This window comes from Carnobacterium sp. ISL-102 (assembly GCF_018612935.1).
GTDB lineage: Bacteria > Bacillota > Bacilli > Lactobacillales > Carnobacteriaceae > Carnobacterium_B > Carnobacterium_B alterfunditum.
In genome coordinates, this window is record NZ_JAGGRF010000013.1 from 1 (window position 1) to 26002 (window position 26002).

Annotated in this window: 24 protein-coding genes and 2 pseudogenes; 12 read left to right on the forward strand and 14 right to left on the reverse strand. The window is 33.6% G+C overall.

What is annotated here, in order from left to right:
- Positions 1–221 precede the first annotated feature (221 nt).
- Positions 222–344: a putative metal homeostasis protein gene (locus J7E16_RS07095; RefSeq protein ID WP_214890330.1), complete on the forward strand. Its 123-nt coding sequence runs from the start codon at positions 222–224 to the stop codon at positions 342–344.
- A gap of 101 nt (positions 345–445) precedes the next feature.
- On the opposite strand, the gene J7E16_RS07100 is transcribed toward J7E16_RS07095, so the two are convergent.
- A complete protein-coding gene (locus J7E16_RS07100; protein ID WP_251006113.1) occupies positions 446–2098 on the reverse strand; it encodes a DUF2075 domain-containing protein in 1653 nt (550 codons plus the stop codon).
- A gap of 117 nt (positions 2099–2215) precedes the next feature.
- Between J7E16_RS07100 and J7E16_RS07105 the strand changes: the two genes are divergently transcribed.
- Positions 2216–2548, forward strand: a complete 333-nt coding sequence (locus J7E16_RS07105) for a nucleotide pyrophosphohydrolase (protein ID WP_214890332.1) — start codon at positions 2216–2218, stop codon at positions 2546–2548.
- 412 nt (positions 2549–2960) lie between these two features.
- Here the strand turns inward: J7E16_RS07105 and J7E16_RS07110 are convergent, their stop codons facing one another.
- Both J7E16_RS07110 and J7E16_RS11630 read right to left on the reverse strand, forming a co-directional pair.
- Positions 2961–3350 (reverse strand): tautomerase family protein, encoded by a 390-nt coding sequence (locus J7E16_RS07110; RefSeq protein WP_214890333.1) that lies wholly within the window; start codon positions 3348–3350, stop codon positions 2961–2963.
- 469 nt (positions 3351–3819) lie between these two features.
- Positions 3820–3948, reverse strand: a complete 129-nt coding sequence (locus tag J7E16_RS11630; protein ID WP_502756793.1) for a hypothetical protein — start codon at positions 3946–3948, stop codon at positions 3820–3822.
- Between the two features lie 461 nt (positions 3949–4409).
- On the opposite strand from J7E16_RS11630, the pseudogene J7E16_RS11415 reads away from it, so the two are divergent.
- A pseudogene (locus tag J7E16_RS11415) lies at positions 4410–5339 on the forward strand (IS30 family transposase).
- Positions 5340–5438: 99 nt separating this feature from the next.
- Here the strand turns inward: J7E16_RS11415 and J7E16_RS07115 are convergent.
- Positions 5439–6854, reverse strand: coding sequence for a glycoside hydrolase family 1 protein (locus tag J7E16_RS07115; RefSeq protein ID WP_214890334.1), 1416 nt, complete (start codon positions 6852–6854; stop codon positions 5439–5441).
- A gap of 177 nt (positions 6855–7031) precedes the next feature.
- Between J7E16_RS07115 and J7E16_RS07120 the strand changes: the two genes are divergently transcribed.
- Both J7E16_RS07120 and J7E16_RS07125 read left to right on the forward strand, forming a co-directional pair.
- Positions 7032–7745, forward strand: coding sequence for a GntR family transcriptional regulator (locus J7E16_RS07120; protein ID WP_214890335.1), 714 nt, complete (start codon positions 7032–7034; stop codon positions 7743–7745).
- 152 nt (positions 7746–7897) lie between these two features.
- Positions 7898–9211 carry a PTS sugar transporter subunit IIC gene (locus tag J7E16_RS07125; protein ID WP_214890336.1) on the forward strand — a complete coding sequence of 438 codons (1314 nt, stop codon included), beginning with the start codon at positions 7898–7900 and terminating at the stop codon, positions 9209–9211.
- Between the two features lie 420 nt (positions 9212–9631).
- On the opposite strand, the gene J7E16_RS07130 is transcribed toward J7E16_RS07125, so the two are convergent.
- The 3 genes from J7E16_RS07130 to J7E16_RS07140 all read right to left on the reverse strand — a co-directional run bounded on the left by J7E16_RS07130 (position 9632) and on the right by J7E16_RS07140 (position 13955).
- Complete coding sequence (locus tag J7E16_RS07130; protein WP_214890337.1) at positions 9632–10816, reverse strand: L-lactate MFS transporter; 1185 nt, start codon at positions 10814–10816, stop codon at positions 9632–9634.
- Between the two features lie 445 nt (positions 10817–11261).
- Entirely contained in the window at positions 11262–12368 is a 1107-nt protein-coding gene (locus J7E16_RS07135; RefSeq protein ID WP_214890339.1) for a putative manganese transporter, read from the reverse strand.
- Between the two features lie 174 nt (positions 12369–12542).
- Positions 12543–13955, reverse strand: coding sequence for an aminotransferase-like domain-containing protein (locus J7E16_RS07140; protein WP_214890341.1), 1413 nt, complete (start codon positions 13953–13955; stop codon positions 12543–12545).
- 146 nt (positions 13956–14101) lie between these two features.
- Between J7E16_RS07140 and pdxS the strand changes: the two genes are divergently transcribed.
- A complete protein-coding gene (pdxS, locus tag J7E16_RS07145; protein ID WP_214890344.1) occupies positions 14102–14992 on the forward strand; it encodes a pyridoxal 5'-phosphate synthase lyase subunit PdxS in 891 nt (296 codons plus the stop codon).
- A 2-nt stretch (positions 14993–14994) separates the two neighbouring features.
- Positions 14995–15567 (forward strand): pyridoxal 5'-phosphate synthase glutaminase subunit PdxT, encoded by a 573-nt coding sequence (gene pdxT / locus J7E16_RS07150; protein ID WP_214890347.1) that lies wholly within the window; start codon positions 14995–14997, stop codon positions 15565–15567.
- A 338-nt stretch (positions 15568–15905) separates the two neighbouring features.
- Here the strand turns inward: pdxT and J7E16_RS07155 are convergent, their stop codons facing one another.
- Positions 15906–16337: a GNAT family N-acetyltransferase gene (locus tag J7E16_RS07155; protein WP_214890350.1), complete on the reverse strand. Its 432-nt coding sequence runs from the start codon at positions 16335–16337 to the stop codon at positions 15906–15908.
- Between the two features lie 451 nt (positions 16338–16788).
- Positions 16789–17349 (reverse strand): TetR/AcrR family transcriptional regulator, encoded by a 561-nt coding sequence (locus J7E16_RS07160; protein WP_214890353.1) that lies wholly within the window; start codon positions 17347–17349, stop codon positions 16789–16791.
- A gap of 187 nt (positions 17350–17536) precedes the next feature.
- Here J7E16_RS07160 and J7E16_RS07165 point away from each other — a divergent pair, with 187 nt between their 5' ends.
- Genes J7E16_RS07165 through J7E16_RS07175 form a run of 3 tightly spaced genes read left to right on the forward strand, consistent with a single transcriptional unit; the run spans position 17537 to position 20808 of the window.
- Positions 17537–18475: an ABC transporter ATP-binding protein gene (locus tag J7E16_RS07165; protein WP_214890356.1), complete on the forward strand. Its 939-nt coding sequence runs from the start codon at positions 17537–17539 to the stop codon at positions 18473–18475.
- A complete protein-coding gene (locus J7E16_RS07170; protein WP_214890359.1) occupies positions 18462–19355 on the forward strand; it encodes an ABC transporter ATP-binding protein in 894 nt (297 codons plus the stop codon). Before J7E16_RS07165 ends, J7E16_RS07170 begins: the two co-directional genes overlap by 14 nt.
- 1 nt (position 19356) lies before the next feature.
- Positions 19357–20808: an ABC transporter permease subunit gene (locus J7E16_RS07175; protein WP_214890362.1), complete on the forward strand. Its 1452-nt coding sequence runs from the start codon at positions 19357–19359 to the stop codon at positions 20806–20808.
- A gap of 509 nt (positions 20809–21317) precedes the next feature.
- Here J7E16_RS07175 and J7E16_RS11420 read toward each other — a convergent pair.
- The 5 genes and pseudogenes from J7E16_RS11420 to J7E16_RS07205 all read right to left on the reverse strand — a co-directional run bounded on the left by J7E16_RS11420 (position 21318) and on the right by J7E16_RS07205 (position 23272).
- A pseudogene (locus J7E16_RS11420) lies at positions 21318–21608 on the reverse strand (type II toxin-antitoxin system mRNA interferase toxin, RelE/StbE family).
- Positions 21609–21613: 5 nt separating this feature from the next.
- The gene (locus J7E16_RS07190) at positions 21614–21901 is read right to left on the reverse strand and encodes a type II toxin-antitoxin system RelB/DinJ family antitoxin (RefSeq protein WP_214890367.1); all 288 of its coding nucleotides are present in this window, start codon (positions 21899–21901) and stop codon (positions 21614–21616) included.
- 393 nt (positions 21902–22294) lie between these two features.
- On the reverse strand, positions 22295–22495 hold the full coding sequence (locus J7E16_RS07195) for a hypothetical protein (protein ID WP_214890370.1): 201 nt from the start codon (positions 22493–22495) through the stop codon (positions 22295–22297).
- Between the two features lie 388 nt (positions 22496–22883).
- Entirely contained in the window at positions 22884–22988 is a 105-nt protein-coding gene (locus J7E16_RS11580; RefSeq protein ID WP_353049873.1) for a DUF1541 domain-containing protein, read from the reverse strand.
- 77 nt (positions 22989–23065) lie between these two features.
- Positions 23066–23272: a hypothetical protein gene (locus tag J7E16_RS07205; protein WP_214890376.1), complete on the reverse strand. Its 207-nt coding sequence runs from the start codon at positions 23270–23272 to the stop codon at positions 23066–23068.
- 479 nt (positions 23273–23751) lie between these two features.
- Between J7E16_RS07205 and J7E16_RS07210 the strand changes: the two genes are divergently transcribed.
- Both J7E16_RS07210 and feoB read left to right on the forward strand, forming a co-directional pair.
- Entirely contained in the window at positions 23752–23997 is a 246-nt protein-coding gene (locus tag J7E16_RS07210) for a FeoA family protein (protein ID WP_214890379.1), read from the forward strand.
- Entirely contained in the window at positions 23987–25885 is a 1899-nt protein-coding gene (gene feoB / locus J7E16_RS07215; RefSeq protein ID WP_214890381.1) for a ferrous iron transporter B, read from the forward strand. Before J7E16_RS07210 ends, feoB begins: the two co-directional genes overlap by 11 nt.
- Positions 25886–26002: the final 117 nt, after the last annotated feature.

Here is a 26002-nt window from a genome sequence, read left to right on the forward strand (position 1 = left end):
ATGATGATACACCACATGACTGTTTCGTGAAGGCATTCCAACAAGAACGTACGGCTGTTTGATCCTTGAGAATTTAACAATTAGGGCTCAACTCAGTTCAGTTCAATAGCTAGAAAGTAAGGCGTAAAATAGAATAGCTACAAGTGGCTAACTTAAACTTGAAATTTTCGAGCTATTTTATTTACTTACTTAATAAAAAACAAAAATAAGGAGGACAAACGATGTCTGAGAAACAAGATTTAGCAAGTGCTAGACGAAGAATGGGAAGTCCAAATATAAAAACAAAGAAGCGGGCTTTAAAAATTATTTTAGATGATAAACGAAGAAAAAAAGGCATCAGATAAACAAATTGAAATTCAAATTCCAAAAAAGTTGTTTCCCATCAAAATACATTCGATCCAAAAAGGAGGGTTGCATGATGGCACCCCTCCTTTTTTATTGATTGTTATACTATTAACTCATTAAGTCTTTTATTTAACTTGTCATCACTAGCATACATATATAGTCCATGGACACCACGTTTCATCAATACATTGATCGAATTTAAAATAATTTCTTCTTTCACTTTTTCAAATTCATGAAGTTCTAAATCAGCTCTTTTTCTAAAAGCTTCTGTGTCCTTGTATTTTGATGTGTCAATTTTTAATCTGCCTGTTTTTTCATCATAAGAAATTGATGGGCCTAGTATCACTCCTACATAGTTCAAATCAAATCCTTGAATTGTATAAATTGATCCAACTTCATTGATCGTGTCTTTGTGTTCGGCCCACGTATCTTTGTAGCCTGTTCTATTCCAGGGTAACCTAAAAGTACCTTCTTCTATAAAGTAATCTTCCCCATCTTTTTTATGGATATAGTCAAATGTAGAGACTATCCTTGAGAGCCCTACTTCTTTACTTTTTTGCTGAATAGCTTGATACATCTCTTCTGCATCACTAAAGAACTTCAATTCAAAGGAAGAATCATTAGTATTCTTGATTTCAGGGATAGGAAGAATCTTCTTATTAACAAAAGCATCCATCCAATCAATTATTTCATCATCCGCTTGTATCCTAAACTGCGTTGTAAGTTCAAATGTATCACTTTGATAATTATTTTTTATTTGTTTTATTTTTTCTTCATTCCAATAACTTTTTATCTTTAAAACCTGTTTACTATCATAAACGACAACTGTAACTTTGCTTCTTTTAATTATCTCATCTAATTGATTTTCATAACTAAAGTTATTATAATTATCCTCTTTTGATAACAATAGATGTGCTTCATCCACAAAAACAATATCTGCTTCTTCAATACTTCCTTTATCAATTTTATTGATAAAAGAAGTTGGCTTTAAAAAATTTTTCTTTTTTAAATTTGGTAAACTTTCAGATATTTTTTCATATGTTTTTTTCATTTCTGAATGATTGATCAATAAATAATTTTTTGATTTGTAAAATGTTGATCCTTTTTCGGTCGTAAAGTCCTGTAATGTATTAAAGGTTGAACTCAATACAACACTTTTGCCTGTACCAGCATCTCCTTCAACAAAATAAACAAACTTTGTATGGTCATTGATATGTTTTTCGCAAATATTGATGATCCGTTCTTTTAATTCTAATTGCTCTTCTGAAAGTTCTTTATAAGGAGATAGTTTAAATACATCTTTATTTTTCAGTGTTTCGATATCATCATTGACCAACTGTTTTTCTTTTAATACCGACCATAAATCTTGAAAAAGTTCATTATTATAATAGCTTTTTTGGTAGTAGTCATGTACACGATTACTGGCTGTTTGGCTTTTATTCTGTAAACTAAATTTGCCATCCGCAATAAAATAATTAATTAAATTTGTTTCTATATTATATGTAGCCGATTGATTAAACTTTTTATGCCCAACAATTAAGATTTCTTCTAACTGTTTTCTGGATGAATTTTTGTAATGTTCCTGCATTCTTCTTTTTGCATGAACGGTTTGACCAATATAAGCAATCTGTTTATTCGAATTTTTTTTATATAATATGTATACGATAGGAAAATTTTTAAAATCACCTAGCTGGATCTTTTCAATTCCTTCTTCATTAAAAGAAAACATTTCACTTTCAAGTATATCTCCCATTGTCTCACCTATTATTCTTTCTTTTTAAGTACGTTAGTAATAGTATTATATTATCATACAAAATTTAACTGCGTAGTATAAATAAAAAACAATACGTTTTTTAAAAAGGAGTTCATTATGGATAAAGATATTATCGATGGTATAAAGAATTTTAGAGAAGATAGGAATTGGAGTCAATTCCATAACCCCAAGGATCTCGCTATTTCCATTTCTCTTGAAGCATCAGAACTACTTGAAAACTTCCAATGGAGCGGAAAAGACCTTCATGCCGAAAAGAAAAGACAACAAATTAAAGAAGAGTTGGCAGATGTACTTATCTATTCTATTATGATGGCAGATACGATGGATTTTGACTTAGCAGAAATCATTTCAGAGAAATTAAAAATTAATAACCAAAAGTACCCAGTAGAAAAAGCCTACGGAAAAAAAGACAAGTATACTGAATTATAATAAACAAGAGAAGCTTTATGCTTGTATGATTCCAGCTATTATTTGGCTAAAGCCATTGTCCAAATCACTGGTATTTCCCATGGTTCATAATATTAACAGTCAAATAAATTGAGTCAAATAAAAAAAAGGTTATATTTCTCACTAGAATACTGAGTACTTAAATAAAAAGTTGGCTATTATGAGTACGGTTAAATACCATATCCATACTAGCCAATCAGCAGTTTAATATAAGAATCTAATTTCTGAAGGTATCGAAATTTTCAGCTTCAGTCTATCTGTATTTTAATAGCAAATGATTTATTTAGGCATAGCTAGAGAAAAACTCTTCTAGCTAAGAAATTTTTTTCAATCGTAGAGTGCATTTCTACTAATATCTGTCAATCCAACGATTTGATTGCAAAATCAGATATTATTACAGTTCTCCAGTGATAAACTGAGCTTTTCCGTATCCAAATGACCAATCTTCATCATTATTTTCTACCATAGAAATAAGAACATCCTTAGGATCGATTTCATTTCTTTCTTTAAGTTTATCAGTTACAAGTTGATAAAATCTCAACTTGCTTTCTTTTGTTCTCTTACGGCTGACAATAGTAATAGCTATCGCATTTTTTGTTCTTGTAAATCCTAAACCAGTATCCCCTAGGATCATTTCATTTTCTTTATGTTGATTGACAATTTGATATCGATCCCCAGCTGGAACCTCAAAAGCTTCAACAACAGCTTCATGTAAATTGTCTAATAATGATTTTAATTCAGCTGCTTCTTTAAAATCAAATAAATCGATTTTTATTAGTGGCATATTTTTATCTCCTTTATTAATATTTGTTATGTTTATACACTTTAGTGCCACATTACTCTAAAAAACAAACAAGTACAAGTAACATTTGAGGCAGTCTATGACTAAGAAGAGGTAACTGTTGAAATAACGAGCCAAATAACTAATGAGTTAATTACTTGAAGTATAAAACAGTACTTTAAAAAAAGTTGTGTCCAAATAAATCCTCTGAAAATGCTATTAATCTATTTATTTTTTCAATACATAGGGTCCTATCAAAAACGAGCTCAATTGCATATGAGCCTATTTTTTGATTAATGTCTTTTTCAATTCCGATTAAAAGCTGTTCATTTGTCAATGATATATTTTCTGGAACGACAACGTCGAATTGAAGTAAAGGTAAATGATTTTTATTTTCAAGTCTAAAATCATGTAATTGTAAGTTTAATTCATAGGAATTTAATAGTTCTTTAACAAGTTTATATACTTTTTGTTATTCTTCACTACGAACGGCAATTGGATCCAAGTGACAAACTAAATTAATTTTTAACTTGTTTTTAAATTTTTTTTCAATCCTATTGAGTACTTTATGGGATCGATTTAGACTCCACCTATCATCAATTTCGAGTAGTAGTTACACTATAGTTTTAATAACTATCATGAAATTTCATAACAATAGGTGCTTAGAGTCATGATAGATCAAGATCCCGTTTAAGTTATCAAGGAGATGACCGTGAAACTGCAAAGTCTTTTTTTACTACCTTATTAACAAAGTAGGTTTTTATATAATACATGAAATTTTTTAAAGTTGTGTATATAAAACCTTATTAAATAAAAGGTCTATATACACGACTTTTTAATTTAGTAAACTTGAATATCTTAATCGACACCTATAATAGACAGCGAAAAATCAATCAGATTAATACTTTGTAAGTGTTTATTCTGAGTACACTTTAAACGAACACATATATAAATTACTTTTAAAAAACGCTAATTGTAAAATTAAGTTAGACAAATAAAAAAAACAACCGTGGTACACTCAAAATGTAATTCCGACAAAAGAAGACACAGGAGTAATCACGAATGAACCACACTCATTTACCATCGAAGAAATTATAATAATAGAAGCCTATGTACAACAAGCTATTTCTATTTTGAATATTTTCGCTCTCATTAGTCGTCCACGTCAGAAAATTCATAACGTGATTACGTCCTCAAAATAAGAATACACAGCGTTGGATTACTTTAAAGAGTATAAAAAAACAAAAAAGCCTACAGTAGGTGCCAAAGATTTTTACCCAATGACTAATAAAGGGATATTCAGATAAAGGTTATTCAGGATTGGACTTCAGATGTTATTATTGGCCGTATTAAAACTCTATTGATTGCTCAGTACAAATCTTGTGTAGGCATTTCAAGTAAGGACCCTTGATAAACCAACCTTTTAATGAAATGGGAGAGGAAACAAACTTTTAAAAAAGATTTATTCGAAAGAAAACAGTATTATCCTGATTTTAAATAAGGATTTGATTATTTATAAGGATACACGATTGTTAGTGTTCGCCATGAGAGTTCGATTATCACACTAGTTAAATAGGTTTAAGAAGCTATTATTTCCTTAAAGCCTAATGGACGGACGTAAGGAAAGAGATGTTGAAGTGGCTGTAAATAACTGACTCCAGTTTATTCCAAAAAATCTTTTTAAGTCAATTACGTTTGATTGAGGAAAGAATTTCCTAACTGGAAATCAGTATATAACCCCAACATGGTTTTGCCATCTATTTCGAGGATCCCGGAACACCTTCATAACGATTTTTGAACGAAAATTCTAATGGTTTACTTCGAAAAGATGGATTACCAAAATAAATGGTCTTTAATCAAGTCGACCAACTGTTTGTTTCATACATTGCAGACAAGAGAAATAATATTCCAAGAAAATCAGTGAAGTATCAAACACCATTGGAAGTATTTTTGAGTTACATGAGTGGAAATATTCTGTCTAGCTTAATTTGACAAATCAGATATTTAAAAAATCTCAAAAAAAAAAGCAGAACTTTTCAGAGTAAAGAAAAGTCCTGCTTTTTTTAGGCTACTATAGTCTTATAACCAACACTATAATATCTTCTTATCGTATTCAAAACCATTTTCTTCACTTAATTTTTTATAAAATTCCCCACTTTTCTTAATTGTTCTTTTTTGAGTTGGCAAATCTAAAGACACTAATCCGTAGCGATTTTTATAAGAATTAATCCATGACCAACAATCTATGAAGGCCCATAAGTGATACCCTTTGATATTGCATCCATCATTAATAGCTTTCCATAAATATGCTAAGTGATCCTTAATGAATTCAATACGGTATGTATCGATTACTTGACCACTCTCATTCATGAAATTTTCCTCATTTGCAACTCCCATCCCATTTTCAGAAATAAAGGCTTCAATGTTTCCATAATTATTTTTGATGTCCATACATAAATCGTAGATACCTTTTTCATAAATCTCCCAACCTCGGTATTCATTCATACGACGTCCAGGCATAATATAATTTTCAAAGAACCATTCTGGTAAAAATGGACCTTCTTGGTTAATCGCTGTTAACCGAGCTTTTACTCGACGAGGTTCATAGTAATTTAATCCTAATATTTGTGAAGTGTTTTCAGCAATACATGCTAAATCTTCTACAGTATAATCTGTAGGCATTTGGTCATAATCCTTTAATAAGGTTACTAATTTTTCAGGAAAAGTTCCTTTAACCATAGGATCAAGAAAACTTCTTGTATAAAACAAATCGGCTATTTCAGCAGCTTTTAAATCAGCGGGATTTTGACTTCTTGGAAACGTTGGACTTAAATTCAAAATAACGCCAATTTTGCTAGATAAATTATATTTTTTGAAAGCTTCAACAGCTTTAGCATGAGATAATATTGTAAAAAAGCCTGCTTGAGCACCTCTTTTAAAATTAACAATATTAGGATAATGAAAATCTTCTAGATATGACCCTAAAATAGGTCCTAGTGGTTCATTAAAAGTAAACCAGTGATAGACTAAATCGCCAAATTCCTTGAAGCATGTATCAGCAAATTTCACATATGCATCAACAACCTCTCGAGATTCCCAGCCACCTATATCTTGTAATTTAGCAGGCATATCAAAATGATAAAGATTTGCAAAAACCTTGATTCCATTTTCATTCATTTCTTTAAATGAATCTCTATAAAAAGCAATTGCTTTAGGGTTTACTTTGCCCGTACCTCCATCTGGAAACATTCTCGCCCAAGAAATTGAGACACGAAATGAATTGTGTCCAGTTTGTTTCATCAACTGGATATCTTCTTTATAATGATGAATATGATCAGTAGTTATTTCTGAACCTATTCCTTTATAAAAGCGATAAGGCTGTTCTTCATACCATCTCTCCCAAACCGTTTCAGCTTTCCCGGTTTCTCCTCTTCCTTCAGCCTGTTCGGCTGACCATGCAGAACCCCACCAAAAATCTTGTGGGAAAGTTAATTTTTGTTTATTCATTTGTATTCCTCCTCACATAATAGAATCATGATAACATTATTATTAACATAAATAAACATCTTTACTAAAAGTTATATATCTTTATTTTTTTATTATATGTATTATATGGAAATCAACACTACTTCTATGATAAAATATACTAAGTAGTATACTTATTAAAAAGCTAGGAGATATAATATGAAAACAATCCCAAAATATATGAAAGTATATTTAGACATAAAAGAAAAAATTACGAATGGTTACTATGAGGTTGGAATAAAGCTTCCCTCTGGAGGAGAACTTGCAGAAGAATATAAAACAAGCAAACTTACTGTAAAAAAGGGTCTTGACTTGCTCGTTTCTGAAGGAGTTTTAAGAAGCAGAAGTGGTTTTGGAACGGAAGTATTAAGAACACCTATTGACAACTCAAAGGTTTTTGGACCAAACGCAGGACTATTTAGTGTAATAGGAGAAGAACATGTTGAATCTCAGATTCATAATTTTTCAATTGAGTTACCATCTCAAAAAGTATCTGATATGCTGAAAATTGATTCAAAAGATTATGTTTATAACATTATTAGAAGCCGCTTTATAGACCATCAACCGTATTCAATCGAACAGACATTTATGCCTTTGTCGATTATACCTGGACTTGAGCCCAAACATTTAAAGAAATCTGTTTACTCTTATATTAATCAGGAACTTAATTTAGAGATTAAAGACTCTCACATATGGATAAAGGGGGATCTAGCTACAGAGTTTGATGTGCATATACTAGATATCAAAAAAGGAGATTTTATGATTGAAGTAGATAAGGTAGTCTCCCTATCTTCTGGAACTCCCTTTGAATATTCCTTATCTAGACATATATATAAAGACTTTATATTTGAAGCCGTATTTGTTGAAAATTAGTTATTAAAAAACAATCTTATAAGATTGTTTTTTTTAATTGTAAAATAAATATATATCTTTAAACAAAAACGTTTACTTTTTTTACTAGTTATTGTAATATGAAATTATAACGAATAGTTATCGCTTACAAAAAGGAGGAGGATTTTATTAATATGACAAAAAAGGATAAGATACTAGAAAAGTTCGGAATGATTGCAGTAAAAATAGGTAATCAAATTCACCTACGTACTTTACGGGATTCATTTGCGACCTTTATGCCATTTATGATGTTAGCTGGTTTTGTAACATTAATCAATTATGTTATTTTAGAACCTACAGGATTTATGGGAAAGATAATTAACCCAGATACATTGACAACTATTCAGCAAATTGGTATCTCAATTGGAAACGGAACATTGAGTATTACTGCGTTATTAATAGTTGCAGCAGTTTCTTATCATATGAGTGTTAGTAGGGATTACACTAATCCTATTGCAGCTATACTTGTATCACTTTCAACATTTGTTGTATTAACACCAATGAATACAATGTTTACACCTGAAAACGCTAGCAAATCTATTGAAGTTACAGGGATGCTACCAGTTTCTCATATAGGTGCTTCTGGAATGTTTGTTGGAATTTTTGTTGGGTTATTAGCAACTGAATTATTTATTAAATTATCAAATAATGAGAAATTACAAATTAAATTATCAGGTAATATTCCACCGGCAGTTTCGAAATCATTTAATGTTTTAATTCCAATTATTATAACTGTTACCTCATTTGCGATTATTTCTTTTGCCATTAATCAATTATTTAATATGGATGTAAATAGATTAATTACAACCCTTATAACTGGTCCATTAGGTAAAATTACTACAGGATTACCTGGGTTCTTATTAATTACGTCAGTATCCAATTTATTCTTTGGATTTGGTATTCATCAGGCAGTTATCTCAGGCCCTCTTCTTGATCCGTTTTTACTTCAAAATATGCAAGAGAATATGGCTGCATATGCCAATAAAGAAGAAATTCCCCATATTATTAATATGGCATTCAAAGATACTTTTGCTGTAATGGGAGGGTCAGGAAATACTATTGCTTTATTAATTGCTATTTTTTTATTTAGTCGTCGTAACGAATATAAAGATTTTGCTAAACTAACAGTTGCACCTGCAATTTTTAATATTAGTGAGCCTATTATATTTGGTCTTCCAATTGTTTTTAATGTAAGTTTAATTATTCCATTTGTACTAGCTCCTGTATTTTCATTAACAATTGCTTATTTTGCTACAGCAGCTGGATTAATCAATCATGTTGTCGTTCAGATTCCATGGACTACACCACCAATAATATCTGGATTCTTAGCAACTGGCGGTGATTGGCGTGCATCCTTTTTGCAAGTCTTAATTATTGTAGCAAGTGTATTTATATATCTACCATTCCTACGTATTGATGAAAAAGTTATAGCAAGTATGGCTAATTAATTTATTTTACGTATAACCCTAGAGATAAATATATAAAAGCAGTTTGCTACAAAAAATGTACTACACTCCAAAAGTTAGGTTTGTTCTCTAACTTTTGAAGTGTATTTTTTTGGGATAAATATAGTAAAGAATCATCTAACTAACTTGTACCTTTGATAATTATTAATAAGTCTTTCTATATAAAAGTCATATTCATTTGAATCAATTTATACTTCTTACAATTCCAAACAATAATAGCCTTTTTTGTAATGCGGTTATTATTGTTTGGGTAATTGTAAAAATATCTGCATTGTATAATTGATATAAAAAAAGCAGGAACCGATTAGAGGCTCCTACTTTTTGACTTGTGTGCTTAGGTGCTGACCCCTAAAAGTTAGACTTTTTATTATATATACATGATAATTGATGAATAATCGATAACTACCTGATTAATTTTGGTGGTCTTACCAATAAGGTTAATATGAAACCTCCGACAGCGAGCATACTTGCGATAAAGAAAGCATGAGTATCCTGGCTCGTTAACCCCAGAATAAACGGTCCCGCTAAAGAGGCCACACCATAGGCCTGATAAATCAAGCCATAGTTCGATCCGAAATAAAACGAACCGAAATAATCACTTGTGATGGCCGGGAACGTGGCTAGAAATCCGCCGAAACTGCTGACTATCAGTGCAAGGATCAAAAAATACACAATAGCGTTATGTGTCCAGAAGCTGAGCGTCAGCATTGAAAAAGCTGTGATGAGGAACAACAAACTAAACACTTTCAGTCTTCCGAAAATATCGGATACAGCCCCCCATCCGATTCGGCCGGATGCATTGGCTACTGCGGCGACTGCTACAGAGTACCCTGCAATTTGAGGCGTGAGACCAACAACTTCCCGCGCGATATCCTGTGCTAGTCCAATGACGATAAGACCGCTTAAACTGCCTAAAAAATAAATGATACATAAAAGATAAAATGTTCTTGTTTTTAACATCAAAGTCGGTTTAAAGTCGGTTTCGTTTACCAGAATTGTCGTTTTCCCTTCTGACTGTTGAGGAACACTGAGCATTTGGGCACCGATCAAGCCGACGACCCCGTAAACAAATGCCTGTACGAGAAAGGTTTGAGATACACCAATTGTCTGAATCAGATAACTCAAAACAAAGTTGAAAACGAAGCCACCTAATCCGAATGCACCGATAATGATGCCGGTGATCATCCCTTTCTTTTTAGGGTACCATTTAAGCGACGTAGACAACGGGCAGACATATACCATTCCGACACCTATCCCTCCCATCAAGCTATAGCCTAAATACAGCATCGGGAGCGAACGTGCCATCGAGGCGACGATTAAACCCGAACTAAAGAAAAGTATCCCGATCGTTGCGACTTTTCTGGGACCGATTTTATCCTGCAGGCGACCAGAAAAAATTGTAACAAATGCAAAGATAAAGATAATTAATGAGTAGGCCGTGTAAACTTCCGTACGCTCCCAACCGTAAGCATCGATTAAAGGCTGATTAAACAGGCTCCAAGTGTAAACACCTCCGATACAGAGCTGCATTAAAACACCACCCAGCAGCGCCTGCCATCGTTTTGTCTCAATAGATTTTTCTCGCATTCCCATCTCCCCTTTTTTAAAAGTATAAAGAAAGAAGCCCTAAAAATAAAGAGAATTGAAGAAATTTAAATAATAACATTAATTGATGATATTATTTAAATAAATTAAGTGAAATAATTTTTTTACAACCATACTAGGTGTAGGATTTTATTTTGTACCTTTACCAAACAACAGAATTATAAAATCAGAAATAGTTGCAGAAGCTGTTCAAAGTAAATATACTCATAATCATGGAACGTATACTTATTATAAGATAACCAGTTACATACCATACTCGGCTGCAAAAAAAATGATAGCATACGTTAAACAGATTAAAGGTATATCCAATTTATTAGCAATTGCTGGTGGTACCTATAAAAATTGGGCTGGTGGATTGATAAAAGTATAGCTAAAATTGGTATTTTTTGGCTATCCATAGAGATAACATACGACAATAAATATAGCTTTAGATTTCAATACCTAAGACTAAAATGGTATAACCTACAATTAAGGCAATTATAAAACCCAATGCTGTAACGATTAACGCAGCTTTTTTGTTAGCCGCTAGTAATGGAAAAATTCCATCTCCACTGGTTGCAATGCCTGCTGCAATTAAAGCCGCTATTGGAAAATTTTGGATAGTTATAAAGGCAACCGCAACAGAAATCATCCCGCCACACCCTGGTGTAGCTCCTATGATGGCAGCAATGATTACCACAACGAAAGCTGATGAAGTCATCCACGTATCAAAAGTCTCTGGTCCTACTAAAATATCAATGACATAATTAGCAATTAATAGTCCCGCAAATACATAAACAATGACAGTAGAAATATCTAATACGGCATGCAATAAAGTTGTTTTGATATTGTTGTTGCAAGAACACTCACTTCCCTTGTAATTAAACTTATACACAAGATAATAAATAATTGAAAAAATTGTAAATAAAATGGCTACCCACACTGATAAGTCATCATAACCTGTAATACCACCCCCCCATAAAGCCATTATTGATCCAGGTAGCAAAAAAGCACTAAAAGTTAGAATGAAATAAAATCCGACATACTCAACAACTACATATGGTATTGTTGTTGCTTTACTTGCGGGGTAATTTTTTTTGACACTTTTATTTTGGAACTCATACGCGTTGGCATTTATTCCAAGCATATCAACTAGATAACCAAAAATAATAGCGACAATAGCGCCTACTAAAGTGACTATTAGAAATGCTTTTAGATTTGCGGCAACACTCGCTTCGTCAGAAGCCCCAAGTAATACAAATGATCCTTCTCCTAATGTTGCTATAAATGCAGCAAATAATCCACCAAATGATATTTTTTTATTCTTATATAACGATGAAACCACAATTGTTGCGCCGCACCCTGGTATTATCCCTAACACTGCTCCAATTATAGGATGAGCCCAACTCGGTCCTATTTGATTATTTCCTGAAAGTTTCCCTCTTGACGCGTAAGTAATTAAGGAAACACCGATAATTGAGATAGAAATATAACCACCTATAACACCGGTAGCTTCAAGATTTCCCAGTATGAAGCTCCATAAATTAAAATCCATAAAATGTTTCGTCCTTTCATTTTTGTTGGTCACTGATTCAAAAAAATATATATAATAATGATTATTATTGTCAATTAAAACTAAGCTGTAAATTTTTTAAATCAATACATGAAATTAGATAGAATGATGTACCGCAACATAAGATAATCCTTTAATTTATTTCCCATTGACTGCTCACTTCAGATTAAACATTTCCCTGAAGTGAGCAAAACTGAGTCGGAATCCATTCTTTTTGTCACCAAATTTTTGTACTTCCAAAACAATAATATTTTTTTCTAGTAACTCTTGTAAAATATTGTCTACTTCTGCTTTTGTTTTTTTCGGAAAAAGGCAATATAAGTGGAATCCACCTTTAGCCGGTAGAAATTCTATATCTTCTCCAAATTCTATTCTTAACCATTTCTCCATAATGCGGGCTCTTTCTGCTAACTTATTTTTGATCTTTTTCTGGTGCTCGTCCATCTCGATTCGCAAATAATGATCGGCCATAAACTGAGATAGAAAACTGAGCTCTGAATCAATTTGAATTCGAATATCTGCCAGTTCCTTCAATACCGTCTTGGGACCGACCATCCAACCAATTCGCAGATGATTTCCTGCTAATTTGGATAGAGTGCCTAAATAAATAACCTGTTGTTGTTGATCCATCTTTTTCAAGGGACTATTATCGACTGACTGATCAAAAGATAATGCGCCATATGCGTCATCTTCTACAATGGGAATCCGTTTCATCAGGCAATAATCAAGAATGTCTGCTTTCCGTTTAAAACTCATCACAAATCCGGTTGGATTTTGAAAAATGGGATTCAGGAAAATCATTTTTAGAGGATAGTTTATGGACGCTTCCTGCAATCCTTTAATTGTCATACCTTCCGTATCCATAGAAATGGGTATAATACGAAGGCCTGCTGCTTGAAATAAGCGGAGAGAATAAAAATGAGAAGGAGCTTCAATACCAACTGCATCTCCTGGTTTTAATAGCCCTTGTGAAATAAGAAATAATGCGTTTTGCGTCCCAGAAGTAATCATAATTTCTTCTATCGGAACTTCCATTTGATACGTTTTTTTGAGATACAACTGGACACTTTCTCTTAAAGAATGCATTTCACTATTTAAGGGACTCTGTTTTTTTTCTTGCTGGATTAATTCTTTCCAAGATAAACTGGGTGACTGAAGTTCCGGCAATAAATCCGCAGGCAAGTTACCATTTGATAAGTCAATGACTTTGTCCTGTTTCTGCTCCCTAAATCTGGCAACAGCCTGTTGATAGTCACTCTGTTTTTTAAAACTATCAGTAGTGAGTGAAGTACCCCAGTTGATCAAAGGTTTTGTTTGTAATCCCCATTTGTCTGGGTTCACATAGGTACCACTCCCTTTTTTTCTTGTCAGTACTCCCTGGGCTGTCAATTCCTCCATTGCTCGGATAACAGTGGATCGATTCACTTTCAGATATTCAGCTAATTTTCTTTCCGCAGGCAAACGGATTCCAGGCTTTAATTCACCAGACTTAATTTTTTCTTCCGTCAGCAACATGATTTTTTGATATAATGGCATGCTATGATCTCGACTAATACTCCATTTGTTCATGATATTTCCTCTTTCTTAGATATTTATTTTATTGTATCACAAATTGGATGGTAAATTTGTAATCCAATTGGATGTAGTCTACTGGTTTTTTCTTGCGTATACTTTCAATCAGTACTAGCGCAGTAGAAATAAGAGGAGGAATTAATATGAATAAAAACATTATTGGCAGCACAAGAGTCAAACGTGGAATGGCTCAAATGCAAAAAGGCGGTGTCATTATGGACGTGGTAAATGCTGAACAAGCCAAAATTGCAGAAGCAGCAGGAGCCGTCGCGGTCATGGCTTTAGAACGCGTACCTTCTGACATACGAAAAGAAGGTGGAGTTGCCCGTATGGCCGATCCTGCTATTATTGAAGAAGTAATGAATGCCGTTAGTATCCCTGTAATGGCTAAGGCACGTATTGGACATATTTCTGAAGCACGTATTTTGGAAGCTATGGGAGTAGATTACATTGACGAAAGTGAAGTCTTGACTCCAGCAGATGACGCCTTTCACTTACTGAAATCCGAGTATGTAGTGCCATTTGTCTGCGGCTGCCGAGACCTAGGTGAAGCTTTACGGCGCATTGGAGAAGGAGCATCGATGCTTAGAACTAAAGGGGAACCTGGAACTGGAAATATAGTAGAGGCTGTTCGTCACATGCGCAAAGTAAATAGTCAAATACGTGAACTTTCTACTAAGACATATGATGAGTTGATGGCTTTTGCTAAAGAGATAGGAGCTCCTTACGAATTAGTAAAGGAAATAAAACAACTTGGAAAATTGCCAGTTGTAAATTTCGCTGCTGGAGGAGTGGCTACACCAGCTGATGCTGCCTTAATGATGAGTCTTGGAGCAGATGGTGTGTTTGTCGGTTCTGGTATTTTCAAATCCGAATCACCAGAAAAATTCGCTCATGCCATTGTTCAAGCAACTACGAACTACGAAGACTACGAATTGCTAGCTGAGCTTTCTAAAGGTTTGGGTGAACCAATGAAAGGAATAGAAATCAGTCAATTACTTCAATCTGAACGGATGCAAGAAAGAGGTTGGTAAGTATGTCAAAAACCATAGGAGTTCTCGATCTGCAGGGTGCCGTTACGGAACACCTTTTTGCCTTAAAAACTTTAGGAGTAAATGCAGTATCTGTCAAGAATACTAAGGACTTTGATGCTCTAGATGGCCTAATTATACCAGGTGGAGAATCGACAGCAATTGGTCGATTGATTCGAGAAAAAGAGTTGGAGAATCGTCTGCGTTCTTTTCATAAAGAAAAAAAAGCCATTTTTGGAACCTGTGCAGGTCTTATACTCTGCAGCACTGACGAAAGTCATACCACAGACGATTTGCGCCTGGGTTTTATTGATATGGAAGTAGAGCGGAATGGTTTTGGAAGACAAGTAGACAGCTTTGAAACTTCTCTCCGTTTTTCAGGTATCGATCAAGAAGTCGAAGCGGTGTTTATCCGTGCTCCTTACATTCAATCTGTCGGACCAAATGTAAAAGTTCTGGCTTCTGTCAATCAAAAAATCGTAGCTGCAGAGCAAGAAAACGTACTGGTGACTGCTTATCACCCTGAACTAACTGAGGATTATGCTGTCTTGAATTATTTTTTAAATAAGATTCGTTAATCAATCTATTTAATATAGAGACCTAATACATGAATTTAGATTGAATCATGTATTGAAATAAAAAAAGTAACCGTTAAAATGATACGGTTACTTTTTTTATTTTTGGTTATCCACTATTTCTTGTAGCAATCCATTGTCATCGTTACTATCAAGTGAATTAATTTTTTCACTTTCCATTTCAACTCTGCCAATTGTAGTACTAGCATTATTTGCAGCCGTATAGGTTACTATTACTTTAAATCGATAACGTTTGGGTCTGTCTTCATCTTGTACAACACTAATTTCATTAGTAGCTATGCTATAGTTTGCATGATCTGCTTCAACTGGATAATTGAGTCCTACACTAACTCTTTATTCAAAGTTACACACGGTACTCCGTCTTCATAATAGACGTCAGACTCTTTGGTGTAATCTAGTTTTTCGTAAAACCCAACGGCACTTAGTTCACCATGTATGACGGACGTCGTACACCCTAGTTTTTTACCCAAAGCTTCCAATTCTTTAACGACTACTTCTCCCAGTCCTTTTTTACGATATTCCTTGAGAACAGCAATTCTTCCGGGCCGGATAGTATCTGAGTCGATTTGCTTATAGCGTCCGGTTGCCACAGGTTTCTCTCCATCATAAATGACGACATAAATCGTCTCATCATGATCTTCCAAATCGTATTCCTCTTTGAGCGGAATTCCTCGTTCCATGACAAATACCTGCATGCGAACATATAAAGCAGCGGCTCGATTCCATTTTTCTTTCCCAATGTGTGTTTTCATTGTCAGTCCCTCTTTTCTTAAAAATATTTTTTCGGAATTAGGATGTGTTTGAAAACTAATAACTATTCTGATTTTTGGGCTAACTGAGAAAGGTAGGATTGATTAAAATAAATATCGAACAACAAGAGCGACCTAATGAATCATGGAGTAAAATAAAATGATCCTCTATTTTGAAGTTACTCTAATTAAGGCTCATTGTGGCTACTCAAATGAAAAATCGACTTTCAGTTACTCGAACTAACGCTCGTTTCAGCTACTTGCCTCTTAACAAGATAGTTTTAAAACACACCATAATTATAAACATTATAAATTTTTTTCTATATGAAAAAAGCAGTAAACATAAATTAAAATAAACCTTATAGGTAGCGACCCCAAAAAGTTAGAGTGAAATCTAAACTTTCGAGGTCGCTTTTTTTAAATCCTTTACATAGAGTTCATTTCAGTTCTTCCATTAGTTGAATTTTGCTAAAGTCTGTGTATAGAGTTCAACGATTTCTTCACGACTAATTTGTTGTTTTTTCTCTTTATACCAAAAGACGGATTGAATCGTGATACCCATAATGATCTGTCCTTTATAACTAAGCTCCATGGGTAATTCTTGGTCACTAGAACCTTTCTTTATCTGGTTACCTAACATGCTCTTCCCATACTCGCGCACACTTTCAAGTTCAAAAATGATATTGGCATTCATTTGAATACTGAAAATGAGATATAGTAGATTATCAAATTGATCCAATAGCTGTTCAAAAACAATAATAAAAAAGTTATCTTTTTCTTCATTTGAGTTTTTGATAGCAAAATCAAATATTTCATTCATTTTATGTTTAATAAAAAAGGTTATAAAATCATATTTATCCAAGAAATGATTGTAGAAAGTTGGTCGTCGAACCATAGCAGCATCACATATTTCTGTTACTGAAATACTTTCAAATTCTTTTTCATGTAATAAGCTTTCAAATGCTTCTATAAGTGCCTTATGAGTTTTTTGAACCCTTAAATCTAACTTTTGCATATAATGCCTCCTTTTTAGAGAAAAAATTATCAATTATCGTAAAAATGTAAATTATTTATCAGATACTGAAATTATGTATCTTGTTCTCCTTTGTACGACTAGTATAATAAATATTATAACATTTGTAAATAAAGAAACAAATGTAAATTATTTTACAATCGATATTTAAGAGGAAGGTGGAAATACGATGTCAGTTATTGAAGTAAAACATGTAACCAAAGACTATGGGCATGGACGTGGAATATTTGATGTTTCCTTTGAGATAGCAGAAGGAGAAGTCTTCGGATTTCTAGGGCCCAACGGTGCTGGAAAGACCACTACTATTCGTCACTTGATGGGATTTTCCAAAGCTCAAGAAGGTGAATTATATATTAATGGTAAGGATTGTTGGAAATCAGCTGATATCATTAAACGCGATGTTGGTTACTTACCTGGAGAGATGGCTTTTCCCAAAGGAATGACCGGAGATAATTTTATTCAGTTCATGGCTGAAGAAAGACAAATCAACGATATGTCTAGAACAGATTATCTTAAGGAACTTTTTGAATTGGATACATCAATTGAAATTAAAGAAATGAGTCTTGGATCTAGACGAAAGTTGGCATTGGTGACAGCTTTTATGCATGATCCCAAAGTGTTAATTCTAGATGAACCAACCTCAGGCTTAGACCCCATTATGCAAGAGCGTTTCATCCAATTTATCTTAGCTGAGAAAAAAAAAGGTAAGACTATTCTACTCTCTAGCCACATCTTCAGCGAAGTGGATGCAACTTGTGACCGGATCGCCATTATAAAAGAAGGAGTGGTTGTTTCAACCATTGAAGCCGCTAAGTTAAAACACAGTACGAATAAAGCTTTCAAAATTGAATTCACGACGAATAAAGATTATCAACAGTTTCTGTCCCTTACGCAATTTAAAATTCCAGTTGAGCGACCTGATCAGAATCAAGTTAAGTTAAATCTCACAGATGAGACCATGCAGAATTTATTTATTGAACTAAGTAATGTGAACATTAATTTTATTTCAGAAATCAAATTTACACTTGAAGATTATTTTATGGATTTCTATGACCGCAAGAAGTCTGTAGCAGCTGGAGAGGAGAATCTAGAACATGGCATACATTGATATTAAGCACCTGACTAAAGACTACGGAAAGGGACGTGGCATTTTTGATATGTCTTTAGAAATTGAAAAAGGTGAAATATATGGTTTTGTTGGCGTCAATGGTGCAGGAAAAACCACGACTATTCGACATATGATGGGTTTTTTAACTCCAGATGAAGGAACAGTCACCATTAATGGGCTTGATGCTACCAAAAGTAGTGCAGAAGTTAAACGATATGTATCTTATATACCTGGTGAAATTAATTTTCCCGGTAACTCTACAGGTGAAGTCTTTTTAAAAGATCAACTCTATTTATCGGGTCGTGGAGATTGGACACATGCCGTTAAGATTAGTGACCAGTTTCAATTAGATGTGACAGCTAATGTACGTTCTATGAGTAAAGGGATGAAGCAGAAAACAGCAATTGTTTCAGCCTTTGCTTCTGATGCTGATATTTTGATCATGGATGAGCCAACTACGGGCTTAGATCCTTTGATGCGGGATATCTTCATTGAACTACTGAAAGATGAAAAAGCAAAAGGTAAAACCATTTTTATGTCTAGTCATATTTTCCAAGAATTGGAAGAAATCTGTGACCGAGTCGCAATTATTCGTGATGGTACGATTATTGATGTCATTGATATGAGGGATATTCGCTACAACAAGACTAAAACTTATAAAATGGAGTTTAAATCATTTGAAGATTTCGATCATTTTCGCAGCCTAGGTTACGACTTAAATCGAATTAAGTTGGAAGATTTACAATTAAATATTACGATTCATGATAAAGATGTCAACCATTTAATTCAAGATTTAAAACACTTTGATTTAGTCTATTTCAAGGAAATCAAAGCTACATTCGAAGCATATGTTACTCAAATATTTAAGGAGGAAAAATAAAATGTTCTCAAAACCAGTTTTTAAACAAAGTGTTCAAGCTAATTGGAAGTTATGGGCTATTGTCACCGTGGTTGCGTCACTGATTCTATCCACTTTTATGGTTACTTTTGATGCAGAAGGCTTCGCCACAATAGCATCCGCTGCTGAAGGGACAAGATTTTCTAATTTGTTATCGACGATGACTAGTCTGTTGGGAAGTCTAGAAAACTTCTATAAATTGATTGCCGTTATCTTGGGAATTGTCTATGTAGTGTTTACTGCGAATAATCTAGTGGTGAATGAAGTGGATTCTGGCTCAATGGCTTACACCTTGTCCACGCCGATTAAACGGTCTAGTGTTATTTTTACTAAATCAATCTATTTAATCTTTTCCATTGTTCTAATGTATAGTATTGTTGGGACTGCCGGTCTAGGTGCCGCTCAATTTCAATATCAAAATGTGACCGGCTATCCAATTACAGATGATGTACGAGCAGCCGCTGAGGCATTAAATCAAGATGAAGGCTATGTATCAGAGCGCTTATATTTAATTCTAGAAAACGATCATGCCATGAAGGAAGCAGCCACTGCGAGAGATATGGATACCGAATCTTACCCACTTTATTTAGAGGGTCTCATTAATGAACGTTCATATCAAGAAACAGCGGACATTATTACGGATGAACGTTGGGATATCTATAAAGACGACGAGGACATGGAAGATGAGGATATTGAAATCACAGCGAAGGAATTGACTGACGATCCAGCTATGATCCTATCAAGTAATGAGGCCCTTGTCGCAGGAGCCAAAGTAAAAGGAATGTCAGTGAATGTATTCCAACAATTTGTTAATGATGAAATAACTTCGCTTGAAAAGGAAATTGAATTGCCTAATAAAGGCGAAATTATTAATGAAAAGGATACAGAAATCTTATTACAATTAGTGATTGAAGCTTCATCCAAAGCATTGAATATGGAGAGCGATCAAGTTGCTGAAAATATTTCCTTAATTAAAAATCCTGTGGCGATAGAAGCTGCAACAGAAGCAACGGAATTAACGGAGCAACAAATAATAACTATGTCCAATCAGGCCATGATCGCATCTGCAAGATCTGTCGATGAGGCTCTAGATTTCGATACAGAAGCCTACTTCTGGTTAAGTGCAGGACTCTTATTGTTAATATTGGCCTTAAGTTCAATTTCCTTCTTTGCATCAACCTTATTTAACCGCACAGGCTTGGCTTTAGCTATTGGTGGAGGTATTCCATTTGCTTTCTTCCTCATTGCCATGATTCAACAATTGATGGATACTGCAGGAATTCTTGAATATATAACTATAACGAGTTTATTTGATACTGAGGCAATTCTAACAGGTGGAGATTTCGGTTGGGGCTTAGTGGCTTTAGGAGCTATTACCTTCGTCTTGTATGCTGCATCGAATGTTATCTTTACTAAAAAGGATTTACCTCTATAAAAAATTATTTTTGTACAAATCATACTTTATAATCAAGTATTGCAAAATAAGAGCTCTAACACTTTTTATCAAAGTGTTAGAGCTCTTATTTAATTAGTTTATACGATTTTCAGCGATTTTATAGCCGGTTTTGTTATCCCTTTTTTCAGTAACAACTACTTGAATCACTTCAAATTTACCTTGTATTTCTCTAAAAATAACGCGAAGACAAATTTTTTTACAGATAAAATCATTTTTTACTCCTATACCCGACTTAGGAAACTATTGTATCAAAAATTTCAGGGGGTGGTGGAATATTGGAGGGTTTATATTATTTTAAGTAATTAAGTGATTTCAATTTATAATATGTAACTACCTAACAAACACATGAATTTACATAACTTTGTTTATCTAGAACCTTGATCTTACAAGTTTTTTTTCGGTCGTTGGTCCGAAAAAAGATGGGCTTATACAAAAAAACAGCCACTTGCTTTTAGCGGCTGTTCCCCATTTTATCTCTTAGATAAAAGCTAAAAAATATCTGAATGTGTCCCCGTTCGGATAAAAGAGACAAGATTTTGAGTAGAGTAAAATTTATAAATCAATAGCCAATCGCTATTGCGTCCAGAAATATGACACTCCCAACAATCGAGGTAATCTTTTGTCGGTTACAAGATGTGAGCGTGGTATTCTTCTTCGGGTAAAGGGACTTCTTCAATGATCATTTGCATGACCGTTTTGAGTTTTTCAAGATTAGCATTTCGTTTCTTTAGTCGTTTAAGGTCTTTTTTGAATTTGGTTGTCTGCTTCATTTCTAACATACCAACTATTCTCCTAAAGCATCTTCAAAAAGATTGTCTACAGAAGTGTACCGTTTGCCGGTACCATTTTTGACCATTTCGTCCGATTCCTTAATCGCTGCAAGGGTTTCGGTATTGAATTTTGCTTGTTTTGGTTGAAATGGCAGACCGTTTTCTGCAATCACTTGTCTAAAAAAGACGTTAATAGCGGTGCTCGTGTCCATACCTAAGTTATTTAAAACGGCTACGGCCTGACGCTTAACGGTTTCGTCAATACGAACTTGTATAACCGCTTTTTTTGTTTTCGTGATCATTTAAATCGCCTCCTTATTAAGGATAATTATACGCTGATGTAATGCAAATGTAAATACATCAGCATGCGTGAATGTAAATAAGTACAAATGAAAATCATTAATTTAACCTTTAAATTTATATTATTAATTTCCTTCATACGTAAATTGTATTTGTTGAGGCCGATGGTAGATACATTTATAGAGTTACTCTTTGTCCTTATGTGATGAATTTAAATCAATTATTTCATTTGAATATTTTTTTGAATTAAATAATAACGAGTAAGAAGTGGAAAATGTTACTTAGACTTCTCTCAATACATGAAATTGCTTAAAAGTATGTATCGAGAAACTTAATTTACCAACGTTGTAGGTAGGTCATTTCCGGCTATTCTACAAGCAAATATAATTTAGTATTCAAGTCTTTTTGAGTATATATTTTTCAATTACTTTGGAATAAATAGTAATAACAAATAATATATAGATTGTTTTACCAATAATTCCTATAGTTCCTTCGAGATTAAATGCTGCAAAAAACATTGGTAAAGAACCAACAACGTAACCCCATAAAATAGTGGGATCATTTAAAAAATTCCATAGTCGTTTTATCACATTCACTTAACCCCTCCTGAATAAAAAAAAGATATTAATTTGATTATAACAAAAAAAGTAAGCGTTACGATGGTTTTTAAATATTATACTAAGAACACATGAACTTACATAAAAAAATGTATTCAGACACTCTTTTATTTCTTAAACAAGTACTAAAATAGAGCCTTTAATTAACGCATATACGTCTAATAATTTATTAACTTTTACCTTTTCCTATTTATGTATTTCATGATTTTTGATCCATTTTCACTATTTCTATGAGGTAGCATATTTATTTTGTCTCACATATAAAAAGGCTCTACCTAATAGAACTATTAGGCCGAGCCTTTAGTACTAGAATAGTCTTAAATAATTGTACAAATAATCTTTCTCTATCCTCTATTCTTGTGATAATTCATCTTCTGTTTTTGGTCATTTCCCCACCAACTGTTTGTCTATATTCCAGCTTGTAAACTGTTGTCTCTTCAACAGAATATATGGTGGCAGTCACACCTCCCACGTGGCTTTTCTCTAAAGTTACTTCTGTTCATTCACTTACATGTTCTTTTTGATTGCACGCCTCTGGTATTCCTTCTTTTAATACCCATTGTCGTCAATATTATTATCCATATCTCCTGGTTCATTCATCATTTGAGAATCGGAACTATTTTCAGCGGCTGGAATACTGGATTGTCCACTTGTATCAACGGACTCTTGATTTTCATTATCTTGAGGTGAGCAAGCTGCTAGCAGAGTTAAAGAGGATAAGGTTATCATACCAGTAACGATTTTCTTTTTATTCATAATATACCTTCCTTCCTTTGTTTGCTGTTTGCGTTTGTGAAATTATACTTAGAGTTTAACTTTTTTATACCGAAAAATCAAAGAATCAACTTTATAAAAAGAATTCATTCAAACTAATTTTATTTTTGATAAAAACTAAGAAAGCAAATAGCTTAGATTGGAAAACACATTACGAAGCTTTTATGGAAAAGCTGTTGCATCTAATACTGTAATTCATCCTTTAAAAAATAATATACGAAAATGGATACAGATATGCATCCAGGACCTTACTAAAAAAGGTTTTTATTTTTATATTCGCGTAAAAATGAGTAATATAACAATAAAACGAGAACGATCTCATTCAACTTGATACGTAATAGTAGAACAAACAACCAAAAATGAATGTGTTGTATAAAAATTAAAAAATATTGTACCCTCGATGATTAAGGCGTACAATTAAATATAGTTAGGCGCACCTTAATACTAGGAGGAATTTTTTAATGGAGTTGTCAAAGTTAGATAAAGATGATTTGGTAGTAGTGACCGAAATTACTCATCCTGATGCACAAATGCAACAACGATTAATGGATTTAGGTTTTTATCCAGGAGGAACTGTCAAATTAGTGTTGGTTAGTCCCAGGAAAGACCCGAAAGCTTTTGAAGTAAGAGGAACGGTTATCGCAATCCGTAATGAAGATGCCAAGTATATACAAGTAGTACTAAAGGAGAAAAATGATGTCAGATGAATTTGTGTTGCACAATGAAAAAAACGGTCGTGTTATTGCGTTAGCAGGAAATCCTAACGTTGGAAAAAGTACAGTTTTTAACCAATTAACCGGTTTAAAGCAACATACAGGCAATTGGCCTGGTAAAACAGTTGGTATTGCAGAAGGAACGAGTCAACACAAAAACAACTATTATTGTTTAGTGGATCTACCAGGGACCTATTCTCTCTCATCTAATTCTGAAGAAGAAGAAGTTGCACAAGATTTTATCCAATCTGATTTATCCGAAGCAACTATTTGCGTTTGTGATGCTACCTCATTAGAACGTAATCTGAATTTAGTGCTGCAAATCATGCAAATGTCGGATAAAGTAGTGGTCTGTGTTAACTTAATCGATGAAGCACGTAAAAAAGGAATAGAAATTAACATAGAAAAATTGCAGTCATTATTAGGTGTCCCTGTTATTGCTACAGCAGCACGCCAAAATGAGGGATTAGACAGCTTGATGTCTGCTTTAGATAAGGTAGTCTCTGAAGAAATTAAAATGAATCCATATATGAAAAAAGCCTTAATTAGTTTAAAGGGAAATCAAGAAGAGAATACCAAGGCCTTGTTAGATCGAGCTACAGTCATAGCTAATGATGTGATTAGTTTCACAAAAAAAGACCATAATCGCCGTGATCGTAAGTTAGATAAGATTTTAACGCAAAAATTAACTGGTATTCCAATTATGATCTTATTATTAGTGGTTGTTTTTTGGTTAACGATACAAGGAGCTAATGCACCATCAAATGCTTTAGCAAACATGTTCGGCACAATTGGTATTTATTTGAATCAATTTGCTGTTTCTATTAATATGCCTGAGTGGTTAAGAGGAGCATTAATGGATGGAATTTATAATGTTCTCTCAACGGTTATTTCAGTGATGCTGCCTCCAATGGCTATTTTCTTTCCATTATTTACTTTATTAGAAGATTTTGGTTACTTACCGCGTGTCGCTTTTAACTTAGACAAATATTTTGCAAATGCAGGAGCATGTGGCAAGCAAGCACTAACGATGTGTATGGGATTTGGTTGTAATGCAGCCGGTGTGACAGGAACCAGAATCATAAATTCTCCTAGAGAAAAATTGATTGCTATTATAACGAATAATTTTGTTCCATGTAACGGACGATTTCCTATTTTGATTTCAATTATCACCATGTTTTTTGTCGGAAGTTCAATAAGTTTGGGGAGTAGTTTACTTTCGGCTGTTATTCTGGCAGGTACCGTCATATTAGGTGTATTAACAACTTTTTGGACTTCTCAATTACTTTCTAAAACTATTTTAAAAGGTGTTCCTTCTTCATTTACCTTAGAATTACCACCTTATCGTAAACCGCAATTTGGATCAGTTATTGTCCGCTCTATTTTTGACAGAGCCTTATTTGTTTTATCGCGTGCAATTATTGTTGCTGCACCAGCCGGTTTAGTTATTTGGATAATGGCTAATGTGATGATTGGTGATTCTAGTATACTAACTTTGGTAACAACCGCAATTGATCCGTTTGCTCGTTTAATGGGCTTGGATGGAACAATACTGATGGCTTTCATCCTAGGTTTTCCTGCCAATGAAATTGTTATCCCGATCATGGTTATGGGTTATTTAAGTAAATCAACCCTCTTTGAGTTCGACTCACTAGAACAATTTAAAACACTTTTGTTAGATAACGGTTGGACATGGTTAACAGCCGTGAATACTATTTTATTTACAATTTACCACTGGCCTTGTTCTACAGCATTATTAACGATATACAAAGAAACGAAAAGTGCTAAATGGACATGGATATCTTTCTTAGTGCCTACCGTAATGGGGATCGCAACAACTATGATTATTACCTTTTTAGCCCATCTTTTTCATTTAGTTTAAAAATAAAAGAATTAAGCAGGTTAAAAACAAGTGTCAGGAATCCTATTACAATAGGGTTCTTTTTTTATATTGGTCTCTAGTACATAATTGTGTGGCATAACAAACAAAAATGAGACT